This is a genomic window from Lysinibacillus sp. 10T31 (genome assembly GCF_056394365.1).
Genome location: NZ_JBFTHS010000028.1, coordinates 1 through 16488 on the forward strand (window position 1 = coordinate 1; position 16488 = coordinate 16488).

The 16488-nt window shown below is 38.3% G+C and carries 16 protein-coding genes; 1 reads left to right on the forward strand and 15 read right to left on the reverse strand.

Features of this window, described 5'->3' with window-relative positions:
- Window positions 1–234: 234 nt before the first annotated feature.
- The 9 genes from rplT to AC1DCY_RS16610 all read right to left on the reverse strand — a co-directional run bounded on the left by rplT (window position 235) and on the right by AC1DCY_RS16610 (window position 8627).
- Window positions 235–594 carry a 50S ribosomal protein L20 gene (gene rplT / locus AC1DCY_RS16570; RefSeq protein WP_049667524.1) on the reverse strand — a complete coding sequence of 120 codons (360 nt, stop codon included), beginning with the start codon at window positions 592–594 and terminating at the stop codon, window positions 235–237.
- A 61-nt stretch (window positions 595–655) separates the two neighbouring features.
- Entirely contained in the window at window positions 656–856 is a 201-nt protein-coding gene (gene rpmI, locus AC1DCY_RS16575; RefSeq protein ID WP_004226312.1) for a 50S ribosomal protein L35, read from the reverse strand.
- Window positions 857–887: 31 nt separating this feature from the next.
- A complete protein-coding gene (gene infC / locus AC1DCY_RS16580; protein WP_024363824.1) occupies window positions 888–1391 on the reverse strand; it encodes a translation initiation factor IF-3 in 504 nt (167 codons plus the stop codon).
- Window positions 1392–1760: 369 nt separating this feature from the next.
- Complete coding sequence (locus AC1DCY_RS16585; RefSeq protein ID WP_477351877.1) at window positions 1761–1925, reverse strand: hypothetical protein; 165 nt, start codon at window positions 1923–1925, stop codon at window positions 1761–1763.
- 21 nt (window positions 1926–1946) lie between these two features.
- Window positions 1947–3878, reverse strand: a complete 1932-nt coding sequence (thrS, locus tag AC1DCY_RS16590) for a threonine--tRNA ligase (RefSeq protein ID WP_477351879.1) — start codon at window positions 3876–3878, stop codon at window positions 1947–1949.
- Between the two features lie 589 nt (window positions 3879–4467).
- The gene (gene dnaI / locus AC1DCY_RS16595) at window positions 4468–5397 is read right to left on the reverse strand and encodes a primosomal protein DnaI (RefSeq protein ID WP_477351987.1); all 930 of its coding nucleotides are present in this window, start codon (window positions 5395–5397) and stop codon (window positions 4468–4470) included.
- A 24-nt stretch (window positions 5398–5421) separates the two neighbouring features.
- Window positions 5422–6783 (reverse strand): replication initiation and membrane attachment family protein, encoded by a 1362-nt coding sequence (locus AC1DCY_RS16600; protein ID WP_477351881.1) that lies wholly within the window; start codon window positions 6781–6783, stop codon window positions 5422–5424.
- Window positions 6784–6808: 25 nt separating this feature from the next.
- Window positions 6809–7279 carry a transcriptional regulator NrdR gene (gene nrdR / locus AC1DCY_RS16605; protein ID WP_049667519.1) on the reverse strand — a complete coding sequence of 157 codons (471 nt, stop codon included), beginning with the start codon at window positions 7277–7279 and terminating at the stop codon, window positions 6809–6811.
- 325 nt (window positions 7280–7604) lie between these two features.
- Window positions 7605–8627: a glyceraldehyde-3-phosphate dehydrogenase gene (locus AC1DCY_RS16610; RefSeq protein ID WP_477351883.1), complete on the reverse strand. Its 1023-nt coding sequence runs from the start codon at window positions 8625–8627 to the stop codon at window positions 7605–7607.
- Window positions 8628–8952: 325 nt separating this feature from the next.
- Here AC1DCY_RS16610 and AC1DCY_RS16615 point away from each other — a divergent pair, with 325 nt between their 5' ends.
- A complete protein-coding gene (locus AC1DCY_RS16615) occupies window positions 8953–9369 on the forward strand; it encodes a hypothetical protein (protein ID WP_477351884.1) in 417 nt (138 codons plus the stop codon).
- On the opposite strand, the gene coaE is transcribed toward AC1DCY_RS16615, so the two are convergent.
- The 6 genes from coaE to hflK form a co-directional block, all read right to left on the reverse strand.
- On the reverse strand, window positions 9366–9962 hold the full coding sequence (gene coaE / locus AC1DCY_RS16620) for a dephospho-CoA kinase (RefSeq protein ID WP_477351886.1): 597 nt from the start codon (window positions 9960–9962) through the stop codon (window positions 9366–9368). The genes AC1DCY_RS16615 and coaE overlap by 4 nt on opposite strands.
- Window positions 9963–9975: 13 nt before the next feature.
- A complete protein-coding gene (gene mutM, locus AC1DCY_RS16625; protein WP_477351888.1) occupies window positions 9976–10848 on the reverse strand; it encodes a bifunctional DNA-formamidopyrimidine glycosylase/DNA-(apurinic or apyrimidinic site) lyase in 873 nt (290 codons plus the stop codon).
- Window positions 10849–10860: 12 nt separating this feature from the next.
- Window positions 10861–13488: a DNA polymerase I gene (polA, locus tag AC1DCY_RS16630; RefSeq protein ID WP_477351890.1), complete on the reverse strand. Its 2628-nt coding sequence runs from the start codon at window positions 13486–13488 to the stop codon at window positions 10861–10863.
- A gap of 206 nt (window positions 13489–13694) precedes the next feature.
- Window positions 13695–14126: a DNA polymerase I gene (locus AC1DCY_RS16635; RefSeq protein WP_477351891.1), complete on the reverse strand. Its 432-nt coding sequence runs from the start codon at window positions 14124–14126 to the stop codon at window positions 13695–13697.
- A 329-nt stretch (window positions 14127–14455) separates the two neighbouring features.
- Entirely contained in the window at window positions 14456–15457 is a 1002-nt protein-coding gene (hflC, locus tag AC1DCY_RS16640; RefSeq protein ID WP_477351893.1) for a protease modulator HflC, read from the reverse strand.
- Window positions 15457–16446 carry an FtsH protease activity modulator HflK gene (hflK, locus tag AC1DCY_RS16645; protein WP_477351895.1) on the reverse strand — a complete coding sequence of 330 codons (990 nt, stop codon included), beginning with the start codon at window positions 16444–16446 and terminating at the stop codon, window positions 15457–15459. Before hflK ends, hflC begins: the two co-directional genes overlap by 1 nt.
- Window positions 16447–16488: the final 42 nt, after the last annotated feature.

Sequence of the window (16488 nt, forward strand, 5' to 3'; positions counted from 1 at the left end):
TCCTGGGATATTCATGTTAAAATTCATTTGCACAGTTCACCTTTCTATTACTTGTTTCTCGACAATTCAAGTATATATAAATCGGTGAATCTGTGCTTTTTTTATGCGTGGAATTGTGTGAATACCCCAACAAATATTATAGAACCTTTTTTTATTTTCTATTTACTACTACTCTAACACAAAAAAGACTGACGGATAAATCCATCAGTCTTGTAAAAGCATTATTTTGCTTTATTATTTAGCAACAGCTTTTTTAGCAGATTCAGCTAATTGAGTGAATGCTGCTGCATCAGTTACAGCTAAGTCAGCTAACATTTTACGGTTAACTTCGATACCAGCAACTTTTAAACCGTGCATTAAACGGCTGTATGAAAGACCGTTCATGCGAGCAGCTGCGTTGATACGAGTGATCCATAATTTACGGAAATCACGTTTTTTCTGACGACGGTCACGGTATGCATATTGACCTGACTTCATTACCGCTTGGTTTGCAACTTTGTATAATGTATGTTTTGAACCATAGTAACCTTTAGCTAATTTTAAAACCTTTTTACGACGTTTGCGCGTCACTGTTCCGCCTTTTACGCGTGGCATATGAATTACCTCCTGCTTTTCATTTAAAAATGAATGTTAGTATTTTGTTTGTGTAGTCAAATTATTTCATGTAAACAAGTAATGATTTGATGCGTTTGAAGTCACCAGATGAAACGATGTTTGCTTTACGTAGGTGACGTTTTTGTTTTGTAGATTTGTTTGCGAATAAGTGGCTTCCATAAGCACGGTCATATTTTAATTTACCTGAACCCGTTTTTTTGAAACGTTTCGCAGCTCCACGGTGAGTTTTCATTTTTGGCATGTCGAATTCCTCCTAAACTGTTCGTCTAATATTATTTCTCGTTCTTTGGTTGAAGAACTAAGAACATGCTTCGGCCTTCCATCTTCGGTTTTTGTTCAACCGTCGATACTTCAGCACAAGCTTCAGCAAAACGATCTAACACACGTTGACCAATGTCTTTGTGTGTAATCGCACGACCTTTGAAACGTAGGCTACATTTTACTTTATCGCCTTTTTCAAGGAACTTAATCGCATTACGTAGCTTCGTTTGGAAATCATGCTCATCGATTGTTGGGCTCAGACGAACCTCTTTCATTACGATGACCTTTTGATTTTTACGAATTTCACGGTCTTTCTTTTGCTGTTCAAACTTAAATTTACCATAGTCCATGATACGAGCGACTGGCGGCTTGGCTTGAGGGGCCACAAGGACAAGATCCAAGTTTACACGAGTGGCGATTTCTAGCGCTTCATTACGTGTCTTTACACCAAGCTGGTCACCATTGTGATCGATTAATCGAAGTTCACGTGCGCGAATGCCTTCGTTTACATACATGTCTTTGCTAATAGTAATCCACCTCCAAGTAGTTGTCGCGAATACATGGTTTGGGCAAAGCCTTGCCCGGTTGAACGGTACATCCTCTTGTCATGTCCATAAAAAAAGGACGGACACTTTGAAGATGTCCGCCCGCTATATGTGCATGCGCAAGTCTGCGCAAAACAATTCAACGTGTAATACCTGTTCACAGCCCAAGAGCGTTGTATCAGGTGAGAAGCGGGCAGCCTCTACTTCAACCACAAACTTTGTATTCATTAACCTTAACTATATTAACATGTACTTTTATAAGCTGTCAAATATTTTTTAGCTTATTATTAATAAAGTAACCTAAAAATTTATAATCTAAACTATTTTAATGGTTCATCTTCATAACGTAAGGTTGATTTCCGTTCCGGCTGGGCGCTTTGTTGCTGAAATGGCATTTGTTTTAACAAGTGTCACCCCAACATTTGGTGATAAAATCAATAATATTGTTTTAATAAAATTAAGATTACCCTTCAAAAATTGCCGGCGAATTCTAATTAATCGCATTCACCGGCAAAATCATTAAAATTATTTTGTAATTTCTGCTTTGATGTTGGCTAAGAAGTCTTGGAAGCTAATTGTTTCTGAGTCTTTTGAGCCGTAGCGACGTACATTTACGCCACCAGCCTCTACTTCTTTGTCTCCGATAACAAGCATATACGGGATTTTTTTCATTTGTGCTTCACGGATTTTGTAGCCTAGTTTTTCTTCACGGTCATCCATTTCAACACGTAAGCCCGCTGCAGTTAATTGCTCTTCAATTTGTTTTGCATAATCAAAGTGTGCTTCGTTTGAAACTGGAATAACTTCAACTTGTACTGGTGCTAACCATGTTGGGAATGCACCTTTATATTCTTCGATTAAGAAGGCAACGAAACGTTCCATTGTTGATACAACACCACGGTGAATAACAACTGGACGATGTGGTTTACCATCTTCCCCAACGTAAGTTAAGTCAAAGCGTTCTGGTAATAAGAAGTCAAGTTGAACTGTTGATAAAGTTTCTTCTTTACCAATGGCAGTTTTCACTTGTACGTCAAGTTTAGGACCGTAGAATGCAGCTTCACCTTCAGCTTCGAAGTAATCTAAGCCAAGCTCATCCATTGCCTCTTTTAACATACTTTGTGCTTTTTCCCACATTGCATCGTCGTCGAAGTATTTCTCAGTATCTGCTGGATCACGATAAGATAAACGGAATGAGTAATCTTTTAAATCGAAGTCTTTGTATACTTCTAAAATTAACTGTACTACTTTTTGGAATTCTACTTTAATTTGGTCTGGACGAACGAAGATATGTGCATCGTTTAAAGTCATCCCACGTACACGTTGTAAGCCTGAAACAGCGCCTGACATTTCGTAACGGTGCATTGTACCAAGCTCCGCAATACGTAATGGTAGGTTACGATAAGAATGCATGCTGTTTTTATACACCATCATATGGTGAGGACAGTTCATCGGACGCATAATTAATGTTTCATTGTCCATTTCCATTGGTGGGAAAATAGAATCTTGGTAATGATCCCAGTGACCAGAAGTTTGGTACAGCTCTTTAGAACCAAGTACTGGTGTATAAACATGTTTATAACCAAGAGATAATTCTTTATCCACGATATAGCGCTCAATAACACGACGGATTGTTGCACCGTTTGGTAGCCATAGCGGTAAGCCTTGACCAACTTTTTGAGAAGTTGTAAATAACTCTAATTCTTTACCGATTTTACGGTGATCACGTTCTTTTGCTTCTTCAAGCATTTGTAGGTGATGTTTTAATTCTTCTTTTTTAAAGAATGCTGTACCATAAATACGTTGTAGCATTTTGTTATCTGAGTTACCTCTCCAGTAAGCACCTGCTAATGAAAGAAGTTTGAACTCACGAAGTTTGCCAGTCGATGGTGCGTGGATACCACGGCAAAGGTCGAAAAATTCACCTTGATAGTAAATAGAAACTTGTTCATCTTCTGGAATTGCTTCAAGTAATTCTAATTTGTACTCATCGCCAATTTCTTCATAGATCGCTTGTGCATCTGCACGGCTAACATTTTTGCGCTCGATTTCTAGGTTTTCGGCGATAATTTTTTTCATTTCTTTTTCGATTACTGGTAGGTCTTCAGCAGTGATTGGAGTTGGAGCATCGATATCGTAGTAGAAACCACCTTCAATAACTGGACCAATACCAAGTTTAACTTCTGGGAATAAACGTTTAATCGCTTGTGCTGTTAAGTGGGCAGTAGAATGACGTAAGATTTCCAGTGCTTCCTCATCATCTTGTGTAATAATTGAGATTGTAGCGTCCTCTTCAATTGGTGTTTTTAAATCGACTAAGTCACCATTTACTTTACCAGCATATGCTTTTTTACGAAGTCCTGGACTAATTGATAATGCTACGTCATCAGTAGATGTACCTTTGGCAAATTCCTTTACAGCGCCATCTGGGAAAGTTAATTTAATCATATCTGACATTTTTTTGCACTCCTTCTAGTTGTTTTGTTATGATGCATGATTGAAGTCCAAGAATCCTCGGAATTTATCCTTATTCTGTAGGTGTTTGAAACACCACTGAAAAGAAACTATATCCGCATTCATCTCACCACTATTTCCCATTTATCGGAAATAAAAAAAGCTCCATCCCTATGAAAGGGACGAAGCGTATGCTCGTGGTTCCACCCTTCTTCCTTCCGACTTTTTATAGTCAGACGAAGCTCAAGGCTAGCTAACGGGCTAGGGACCGGCGAAAGATTATCCCTTTCGCTGCTCAGCAGGTAGTAAATAGTGTGCTCGAACTAGGAAGCTTACAGCCAATGACTTCCCTCTCTTAATAGCCGTTACACAAAATTCATGTCCTCATCAATGCATTTTTTGATCAATTATGCCTCGGCATAATTGCGTCTGGAATCGGCTTTGTGCTTGCACAAAGTACTCCTTTCCGATTCCGTGACATCCACCGGAGGCATTAACTTCTTTAAGCGGGTGTTTGCACAGCCTGCTGAAAGATGTTAATTATTATATGTGACAGTATACGCTCGATTGTTGCAAAATGCAACAGTCAATGTTACATACGGCGATTTTTTCCACGCATTTCAATTGGCTCTGTCAAGGCTTTGACACGTTCCATTATACGTCCAGCCTTCACGACTTCAATGTCACCCTTTTGCGACTGTGCTAAGTGATGCTCCAACTCATCATAATTAAAATTAGATGTAATGAATGTTGGCAGTTGCTCCGCCATGCGGTAATGGAAAATAGTCCCCAGAATTTCGTCGCGCGTCCAAGCAGTCAGTGTCTCGGCTCCTAAATCATCGAGCATTAGCACTGGTGCCTTTTTTACATAATCTATTTTTTCATTCAACGTATTATCGCCAATTGCATTTTTCATTTCTCGTAAAAATTCAGGCACGAAAACGACTACAGAACGAATTTTGATAGAGGCTAATTCATTCGCAAGTGCTCCCAGTACAAAGGACTTCCCTACACCAAATTTACCGTATAAATAATAACCCTTTGCAGGAAGCTTTCCTGTTTCCAATGTTGCCTTCACAAATTGTGCCGCTTTTTGAGCAATCATGACACGAGATTCATCGTCAATGAGTAAATCTTGAATGGTTGCTTGTAGCACATCCTTCGGCATATGCATACTCGCAATCATATTAGCTACATCACGACGTTCCTCCTCACGCATCTTTTGTTCACATCGTACATAATCAATTTCAACGGTACCCCGGACTACTCGTAAAGATGGTAAAAAACCTTTTAAGTAGTTTGTACAACTTTCCGTATTGTCGCAGCCACAGCATACTGTAGATTGACTAATAAACTCATGGAGCTTCGGTAAATTACGTTCAACTGATTCATAGCTTAACTCATCTGCATGCTCTGCTAAAAATTCTTGCACACGAGGGTTTTCTAAAATTTCTCGACGCATCGCTTCGTAACGTTCTTGAAATGATGGTACATTAATTGCTCTTTTTAATGGTCCATTAATTGGTTCGATTGTCGTTCACCCTCCTTACTTATCACTTTTCCCTAGCATCTCCAATATCTTTTGACGCTCTTGCTCAAAATCTATCGTGCTTGAAGTGTTTTCTTCTTGTTGCTCGTTACGTTTGTAAAACCATTCAGGTACCTTCTCTTCACGTTGATTTCCTGAACGCCCTCTAGCACTTTGATTACTCTTCCTCGGTGTTTGCGGCTTATTTTTCCACGTAGTGTACTTATCATGCTCTTGGCGAGCTAGTTCCATCGCTTCTTTCGCTGTTTGAATATTTTTACGTACCCAATGATCTGCAATCGTTTCCACATATTTTTTAGGTAGCTTCATATCAGTTGTTAGCATGACATATTCCAAAAGAGCATTCACAACGCCTACTGGCATTCCATGCTGGACAATTAAACTCTCAGCAAGTTGCACGGAGGTCTGTAGAGGTTCTTTGCCATTATTGATATCTCGCAGTACTTGCACTGGGGGAGTCGTTTCTAAATATTGCTGCAACTCCTGATCCTTTGTTTTTTGGCCTGATTCCTCTAAAGATGATGGCTCACTCACTCTAGCAAGCTTTGGTGGTTCTTTTGATACCGTTAGCTTATAAAAATCTGCAGCGGCCTTACGTAAACGTTCCAATGAAATACCTAGGTCATCATCTAATGCAAGAATCACTACTTTTTGCATATCAAGTGCAGTTAAGCGATATAAAAATGCTAATTTTGCTATTGATTCACGTACCTCAAATGTTAGTAGGCTTGCCGGCACTAGTTGCTCCGATAAGCCCGATTGCAGTAGATCGAAGTCAAACTGATCAAAATAAAACGGATATACCTTTTGCTGTTTATTCTTCAGACTTGTATCAGCTTGTAATTCATCTGGAATCTTTGTACTTACAGGCTTAAAAACATCTATGAAGGCACGCGATACATCTTTAAATTCTGCATCTCTTGCAGATGGAATAAAACGCTGACGTAACTTCCGATAAGCTTGCTCACCAATTTTACTAAATAAAAACATCGAGAGCAGTGGATCTTTCATAAAGCTATCTGCATCAAGTGGACGTATCAGCTCATATAAAAAGCTTCGCTGGTCAGCACCTTCTTTTTTCCATGTACGTAACAGACCAATTGCTTCAAGCGCAATACGCGCCTCAAATACTTTGCCAATAGGAAGTCCCAACACATTCATTAAATAATAATGTGTCATTTGCTGCTTAGACATTTCCTCAGCTTCAGCCCATAGTGTTAAATAAAGGCTGATTGGTTCCGCTCCAATTAAAGGCTGATAAAAAAGCGTTACTAATTGACGTTCCTGCGTAGAAAGTGCATGAGGTAGACGGATATCAAAAGGATCAGCGGGCTGCAATTCCTTATATAAATTGATCAACGCCATTTCACCCTCTCTGTTTTCCCTATAATTTCTGTTCTGTCTGACGTTGGATAATTTCTTTAATTTCTTCAATAAAGACATTGATATCCTTAAATTGACGATAAACCGATGCAAAACGCACATAAGCAACTTCATCGATTTTCGCTAAGCGATCCATTACCATTTCTCCTACATCCTCAGATCGGACTTCAGAATTCCCAATGCGGCGAAGATCCTTTTCAATAGACATTACTAGTCCTTCAAGTACTTCAAGAGAAACAGGACGTTTTTCACAAGCACGAATAAGTCCACGAAGTACCTTTTCACGGCTAAATTCTTCTCGTGAACCTTCTTTCTTCACTACAACTAAAGGTGTCTCTTCAATTTTTTCAAACGTTGTGAAGCGGAAGCCACATGACTCACATTCACGACGTCTACGAATTTCTTTATTATCATCAACTGGCCTCGAATCCACAACACGCGTTCCGTTAAATTGGCAAGATGGACATCTCATATAATTACTCTCCTGATTTCACAACAATTTAATATCTCTATTATAACAAATTTCCTATGTGTAAGAAAAGTGCATTAACGCTAGTGTGCTCATGATAAACCTTGAAAGGCTAAAGTACAAGCATAGATTCTAGATTTAAACCAGCTATCTAAATAAAAAAGCACATTGAAATCACTTGGATTTCAATGTGCTCAATCAAACTTCTTTCAGCGGGTGTCCAAACATCCGCTGAAAGAAGTTAGCCTCCGGCGGATATCACAGAATCGATTTTGCGCAAACACAAAACCGATTCTGGACGCAATCATGCCGAGGCATAATTGATATTTTATGCATTAACTGTTTCTAAAGCTTTTGCCACTTTTTTCACAAGATCAACAACACGTGCAGAATAGCCCCACTCATTGTCATACCAAGCAAGTACTTTTACTTTACGGTTACCCATTACCATTGTAGAAAGTCCATCTACTGTAGAAGAGTAAGTTGTTGTATTGTAATCAGAAGATACCAGAGGTTCAACTGAGAAGTTTAAGATACCTTTCATTGGACCTTCAGTAGCAGCCTTCACAAATGCAGCATTGATAGAATCTACTGTTACGTCTGTATTTAAATCAACTACTAGGTCAACTAATGATACGTTTGGTGTTGGAACACGAAGTGCCATACCATGAATTTTGCCTTCTAATTCTGGTAACACTAATTTTAATGCTTTTGCAGCACCTGTAGATGTTGGAATGATTGATTGTGCGCAACCACGTGCACGACGTAAATCTTTATGTGGATTGTCTAAATTCTTTTGGTCATTTGTATAAGCATGAACTGTTGTCATTAATCCGTTTTCGATACCAAATGTGTCATTTAATACTTTGGCAACTGGTGCTAAGCAGTTTGTTGTACAAGAAGCATTTGAAATAACATCATGTTTTGCGATATCAAGTTTCTCATCATTTACACCTAAAACAATTGTTACGTCCTCGTTTTTACCAGGTGCTGTTAAGATTACTTTCTTTGCTCCTGCTTCTAAGTGCATTGCTGCTTTTTCACGATCATTAAATTTACCAGTTGCTTCAATAACGATATCCACACCCATTGTTGCCCATGGTAATTTTAATGGGTCACGTTCGCTAATAATTTGAACACGTTTACCGTTTACAATTAGAGCATCGCCTGCTGGCTCAACTGAACCCTCGAATGTTCCATGATTTGTGTCATACTTAATCAAATGTGCTAACGTTTCAGCTGGATAGCTGGCGTTAATTGCAACGATATTTAAATCTTCTTGCACGATCGCTTGGCGGAAAACCATACGTCCGATACGTCCGAAACCATTAATAGCAACTGATACTGTCATTTATAAAATCCTCCTGTGAGTACATACTCAGATTAATTATATACTTTCTTTATGGTGATTAGTATAACACAATTTTAAAAAAGATGAACATTATATATTCATAATATTAAAGTTCTTATTTTCTGAAAAATAAAATCGCCTAAATTAGTCCTTATTATGGTATAAATCCACAAAAAAATGCGTAGCAAAGTGTTCTTGCTACACATCTATGGCGTTAATTATTGTATCAACGAAATTAAGGTGTCATATTTAATAAAGTATGGCCTCTTCGGCAAAACGAGGGATTGATTTCCGTTCCGGCCGGGCGCTTTCCTAGGGGCGTCCGATGAGCCGCTTCACTCGCGTTGCTCGCTCCAGGGTCTCATCTGTGACGCTAATCCCCAAGGAGTCGCCCAGCCTCCACTCCAATCAACCATTTCACATAGCGTGTATTTTCTGGCATTCCACTCTAATATACAGTGAGAAAACTTCAACAAGATGTTTTAACTGTGCGAAAGCGAAGCGGCAGCAACAAGATGTTTTAACTGTGCGAAAGCGAAGCGGCAGCAACAAGATGTTTTCTGCGCAAGAAAAGGCTACTCGACTCACGTTGGAAAGCTCGACGCTCACCCATAGTAAATCAGTAGCCTTGAAAATCATCCACAGTATTAAAAGAGAATCCTTTATTATTTTGTTTTTCAACAATATGAAATGCGTAGCAATATGTCATTGCTACGCATCGAATGATTTTACAGATTTTTAATTAATTACGTCCCAATATGTCAGGATTTTTTTTAATTGGTGCTCTGTTTGTTCTAGATTTTCATTATTATAAATAACCGCATGGGCACCTTTTTCTTTGACTGACATAGGTAACTGAGAACGCATTCGAGCTAGTGCATCTTCTTCCGATAAGTTATTACGCTCCATTAATCGACGGAGCTGTACCTCTTCACTGACCGATACCACAATAATACGCTCGACAAAATGCTGTAACTTACTTTCAAATAAAAGCGGAATATCCATCACAACATGCTTTTCTCCAGCCTCTAAATAAGCATCGCGTTGGCGTAACATTTCCTGACGAATAGCAGGATGCATAATATCATTTAATATTTTACGCTTGGCAGGCTCGTGAAAAATAATATCGCCAAGTTTGGCACGATTTAAACTACCGTCTTCTAGCAATATATCTTGTCCAAAATTTTCAGCTATTAACTTTAAAGTCTCCGTTCCTGGTTCTACAACATCACGTGCAACAATATCTGCATCGACAATCGGTAAACCAAGTGCTGTCATCATTTTTACTACTGTACTTTTTCCGCTTGCAATACTTCCTGTTAGTCCGATAATCATAGTTAAATCCCCTTTAATGTTGACAATTTGGGCAAAAGACTGATGTGCGCCCACCTATTGTCATTTGGCTCGTTGCAGTACCACACGTTGGACACATCTTCTTTCCATACATTTGTAGTCGATTCTGCATACTTCCAGCCTCTCCATTAATATTACGATAATCTGAAATTGTTGAACCTCCTGCTCCAATGCTTTGGCGTAAAATAACGACAATTGCCTCGAATAATGCACGCTTACGCTTTTCACTGATGCGGTTCATTGTGCGGGCCGGATGAATTTTTTGAGCAAATAATGCTTCAGTAGCATAAATATTGCCACAGCCCGAAATAACCTGCCCATCCATAATTACATCCTTAACGGCCCTTTTCTCATATTTCGGTAACTTTGATTTCGCAATAAAATAATCACACGCTATTTCATCAAAAGGCTCTGGTGCCATTTTTGTTAATGGTGCATGGTCTTCAATTTTTGTTAAAAAACGTAGTTCACCAAAGCGGCGTATATCCGAATAAATTAAATAACCACCATCCGCCATTTGAAATGTAGCATGAATATGCTTTTTAAATTTTTCCTCATGGATTTCCTCAGGTGAATTCACCACAAACCACGCACCTGTCATCCCTAAATGACTAACAAGTACATAAGGGACATCCTCTTTCAGCAAATGAAAAAAGATGTATTTTGCACGTCGTTCGATTTTTGTAATCGTCATTTGAGACAAGGATAATTCAAATGCATCAGGCTCAGCTTGCTTCACTATACACTGCTTTCCCTCCCCAAAGGAAAAACGAATAATTTCAGATAGCTGCACCTGTTGAATTGTACGCCCTTCAATCTTAGGTTTTAATGCCTGGACGACACCTTCAACCTCTGGTAATTCAGGCATTTTAACCCCTCCTTATTTTGCTTCGTACCAAGTCGCACCGTAGTTAAAATCTACTTTTAACGGTACTGAAAGCTCGATTGCGTTCTCCATAACCTCTGGTACTATTTTTTCAAGCAATGCAATCTCCTCTTTAGGTGCTTCAAAAATTAATTCATCATGCACTTGTAACAGGAGCTTTGCCTGCATATTTTCTTTTTTCAAGCGAGCATCCATATCAATCATTGCTTTTTTAATAATATCAGCTGCACTTCCCTGAATTGGTGTATTCATCGCAGTACGCTCTGCAAAGCTTCGTATATTGAAATTTGAGCTCGTAATGTCAGGTAAATATCGACGTCTATTTAAAATCGTTGTCACATAGCCATTAAACTTCGCATCTTGGACAATCTCATCCATATATTGTTTTACACCTGGGAAACTCGCAAAATATTTCTCAATAAATGTAGCAGCTTCCTTACGGGTAATATCTAAGTTTTGCGATAAGCCGTAATCACTAATACCATAAACAATACCAAAGTTTACAGCTTTTGCAGCACGGCGCATATTACTGTCGACCTCATCTTCTGAGACATGGAATACATCCATAGCAGTACGTGTATGAACATCCATACCTTCACGGAAAGCGTCGACTAAGTTTTTATCCTTAGACATATGGGCTAATACACGCAACTCGATTTGTGAATAGTCGGCAGAAAATAATATCCAATCTTCGTTCGATGGCACAAACGCTTGACGAATTTTCCGCCCTTCTTCTAAACGAATCGGGATGTTTTGTAAATTCGGATCCGTTGAACTTAAACGTCCTGTAGCTGTTAGTGCTTGTTGGAATCGAGTATGCACCTTTCCATCCTCTTCATGGATTTCCTTTAACAGGCCTTCGATATAAGTTGACTGTAATTTCCCAAGCTGACGATATAAAAGAATATGCTCAATAATAGCATGTTCTGGTTTTAATTTTTCCAATACATCTGCTGCAGTAGAATAGCCTGTCTTTGTCTTTTTAATAACAGGAAGACCAAGTTTATCAAAGAGGATGACACCTAATTGCTTTGGTGAATTAATATTGAAGGCTTCTCCTGCCTCCGTATAAATCTCCTGTTCAATCACAACTAGTTTGTCATTTAGTTCCTGCCCCATTTTCTCTAATGTGGAACGATTGACCGTGATTCCCTCACTTTCCATTTCCCCTAAAATAGAAGCAAGCGGAAGCTCTAAGTTTTTATAGAGTTCGAACTGTTCGTTTTCCTTTAACAATGCCTCAAGCTTCGGCTGTAAAGACCACACAGCAAAAGCTTTGCGGCTGGCATGCTCAGAAAGTGCATCAATGGCAGGTACAGCTCGTTTCGCCCCTTTACCATAAACAGTTTCATTTGCCTGCACATTACGATAGCCTAGTTCTTTCGCAAGTGTTGCCACATCATCTCCACTTAGCGCAGGATTATTAATATAAGAAGCAAGTAATAAGTCAAATTCCACGCCAGCTAAACGAATTCCCGCACGTTTTAACGCAGCCTGAGATGCTTTTGAATCAGACATATACTTTATTTTAGTAGCATCTTCTAACCAAAGACGAAGGACATCTGATTTAGCCGCAATATCAAACGGCACGTACATTGTTTTCACTCCATCTGTTAGCGCAATGCCTAGTTGCTGACATGTATGATAATGCTCGTCCTCGAGCTCCAAATGCACTGCCATTACATCTTGTAAATGCTCTTGTTTTATTTCCTGCACAATTTCATAGTCAAAAGGTGCTTGTTCCTCTTCTTGGACAGTAAAATCACTTTTTTCTAGCAATGATTTAAAGCCAAGCTCTCGCCACACGCTAATTAATTCTTCTTCATCCGGGCCATTATAAACAAGATCCGAAAGCGTTATATCAATCGGCGCCTCTGTAAAAATGGTAGCCAGCTTTTTACTCATTAGTGCCTGTTCTTCATTGGCAACTAATTTTTCTTTCATTTTAGAAGCCTTTACCGTATCCATTGCCGCATAAAGCGACTCCACTGAACCATGCTCTTTTAGTAGTTTAACAGCCGTTTTTTCGCCGACACCTGGTACACCTGGGATATTATCTGAAGAATCCCCCATTAAACCTTTCATATCAATAATTTGCCCGGGCGTTAAGCCGTATTTTTCCGCAATAAAGGCTGGTGTATTTTTTTCAATTTCAGTAATACCTTTTTTAGTAATGTATACTGTTACTTGCTCAGTCGCGAGCTGTGTTAAGTCACGATCTCCTGATACGACGATGACATCTATATCCTGTGATGAAGCTTCTTTGGCAAGTGTCCCTATAATATCGTCTGCTTCGTACAATTCAAGCTCATATCGCTTAATACCATAAGCATCAATAAGCTTACGTATATAAGGAAACTGCTCAGATAATTCTGGTGGAGTCTTTTGTCGCCCACCCTTATATTCCGTAAATGTCTCATGACGGAAGGTTGTCTTACCCGCATCAAAGGCAACCAAAATTTTCGTTGGTTGCTCTTCCTCTAATATTCTTTGTAGCATTGTTGTAAAGCCGTACACTGCATTCGTATGAATTCCACTATCATTCGTTAATAGAGGTAACGCAAAAAACGCGCGATATGCTAAACTATTGCCGTCCAATAATAGCAATTTTTCCTTTGTCATGATTTTATCCTCCTGCGTTGTCGTCTTCTTAATTGTAAAACGAAAACGTATGTTTGAAAATGCCTCTTCCTTTTACTTTATCGAGAAAACAGGTATTTTACCAATCATAACGTTGAAAATCGCAAAATTTTCTACATCAATAACTTAACTCAAGATTGTCTACACAAGAAAAAGCCAATCACTCATTGTAATTGACTTTTCCGATATTATTCACTAGCTTTACTTGTTTTTTCTTTACGATAGAAAATCTCTTCATATATGACTGTCAAAATAAAGGCATTCATAAAAGCAAATACTAAAAATAATGGCATACCACCAAGCTGTGGATGTGTAAGCTCTGTATTAAACACCATTACAGTGCCGATTTGCGCTAAGAAGAAAATAAAGCCGATCCCAACTTGCCATATAGGACGTTTAACCTTACGTTTCTCGTACAAAAATATTCTTTTAAATATCTTGCGTACATCCTCAGCAATGACTAAACCTAATAAAAACAAAATGACAAAAAATACTGGTATATGATAAACACTTTTTGTGATCCATGCAAAATCTGATAGACGGAAGAAAAGTGTAAATAACGATGCAATACTACAGGCTATCCCTAAATTTTGGAGCCACTTACTAATTTGCAATTTCACAACTATTACCCCCATTTTTAATTCTTGAACATTATCATTCTATCAGATAATAGTAATTTACGAAACACAAAATTATAAATTTCTATCATTTTCATGAAAAACTATTGATATTCGAAAGATATTTATAAAGCACGTGATGAAAATTCCCTAATATCAGACAATGAAGCTTATCACCATAACGTGGAGTTGATTTCCGTTCCGACTTTATAAATATCGCCATTCATTAAAGTCCTTCCTATGCCATACAAAACATCTTACTAAAATGTAAAAAAGCCGTCTCAAAAAATTTGAGACGACTTCATATATTTATCCCTGCAAGAATAATAGTATTACTTAATATAGCCAGATAATATTTTTGCATATGGTGAAGTGGATGGCAAAATAATGACCGTATCTTCACCTATAGTTTTCTTATATGATTCTAATGTACGGTACAATGAATAGAATTCAGGGTCTTGAGAGAATGATTTATTGTAAATCTTCGCAGCTTCTGCTTCCCCTTCCGCTTGAATCAATGCTCCATCCTTTTTCGCTGTTGCGAGCATTTCTTGAACCTGCTGATCTGTTTGAGCTTCAACACGACGTTTCTCAGCGTCACCTTCAGATAAATATTTCTGTGCGATTGATTCACGATCCGAAATCATATTCGTAAACACGGATTGCTCATTTTCAGTAGGCAAGTCGATACGACGAATACGAACATCTACTACTTCTATCCCATACTTATCATGCGCGAGTAACTCATTGACACGTGCAGTTACCTGATCATTGATACTCCCACGTGAAGAACCTTCATCATTAATAATCGCCTTATATTCTATTCGACCAAGCTCTGAACGAATAACTGAATAAATGAACTCTTCCATACGTGATTCAACTTTTTCTATTGTTCCTGCATTTGATATTAATTGTTTTGGATCTGTTATATGCCAAACTGCATAATTATCAATAATAATTCGCTTTTTATCCTTTGTATTAATTTCTTCTTCAGAAACTTCATATGTCATTTGGTTTTTGGGTAGCCTCGTTACGCTTTGAATAAACGGAACCTTTATTTTCAAGCCGGGCTCACTCTGAAATTTCACTACTTCTCCAAACTGTCTAACAACTGCGTATTCGGATTCTTTAACTATATAAACATTAGCAAATAATATAATTGCAATAGCAAAAACGGCTGTTAAGGTTACGGCAAGAGAAATATATTTTTTCGGATTCATCGGGCCTTTTTTCGACATTTTGACCACTTTATCCTCTTCTTTTGGAGCAGTATTTTTGGATTTACCTGATAAAAAATTGAGAAATTTTTCAAGATCCTTATTTTTTTGGTCCATTAGTTACCGCCCCCTTCTTTTTTCTCCTCTTTTGGTGTTTCCTGTGCCGTAGGTGTCTCCTGTTTCGCAGGTTGCAAGGCTTGAAGAGGTAAGTATTTCATTGTATTACCATCATCATTCATAATATAAATTTGTGCTTTAGGTAATACATTTTCAAGTGTTTCCAAAATTAAACGTTCGCGGGTAATCTGTTGATTGCCCTTATATTGCTCATACATTTTATTAAAGACAGCTACATCCCCTTGAGCCTGCTCAATACGCGCTGTTTTTTCACCTTGAGCTTTCGAGATGATTGCATCCTTCTCACCTTCAGCCTCACTAATTCGCTGATTATTATATTTTTTCGCCTGATTAATTTTTGTATTTTTCATTTCGCGTGCATCTGTAACAGCTGTAAAGGCTGCTCGCACATCTGCATTCGGTAATTCAACATCCTGTAGTTTCACCCCTAAAACACTTATACCTATATCGTATTTTTCAAGAAGAGAAACGAGTAAATCTCGTGATTTTGCTTCTATGTCCGCTTTTCCTTCAGTTAACGCAGCGTCGATTTTGGAACTTCCAATAATGGATCGAATCGCACTCGACGTAGCGCTATGTAATATTTTTTCTGGATCTTGTGAGTTGAATAAATACTTTTTCGGTTCTGTAATTTTCCATTGAACGACAAGGTCTGTTAATACAATATGTTCATCCCCTGTAATCATTTTCGTTTCAGCATCATAAGTTTCCAATTCCCCATTTTCATTTTGCTTATAGCCAAACTTTAAACTAAATGTTTCCTTCGATAAAACCTGAACCGATTGTACAGGCCAAGGTAATTTAAAATGTAAACCTGGTTCTGTAACTGTATTATCGGCACGACCGAACGTAATGACAACTGCTTGTTCTGATTCATCTACCGTGTACCACGATGTAAATACAGCAATAAGTGCAACAACACCGAAAATGCTAAGTCCCACCATCATTAGTGACCTTTTCACACTCATGTCTAATCCTCCCTTAAGCTTAGTACTATTGTATACGGGACA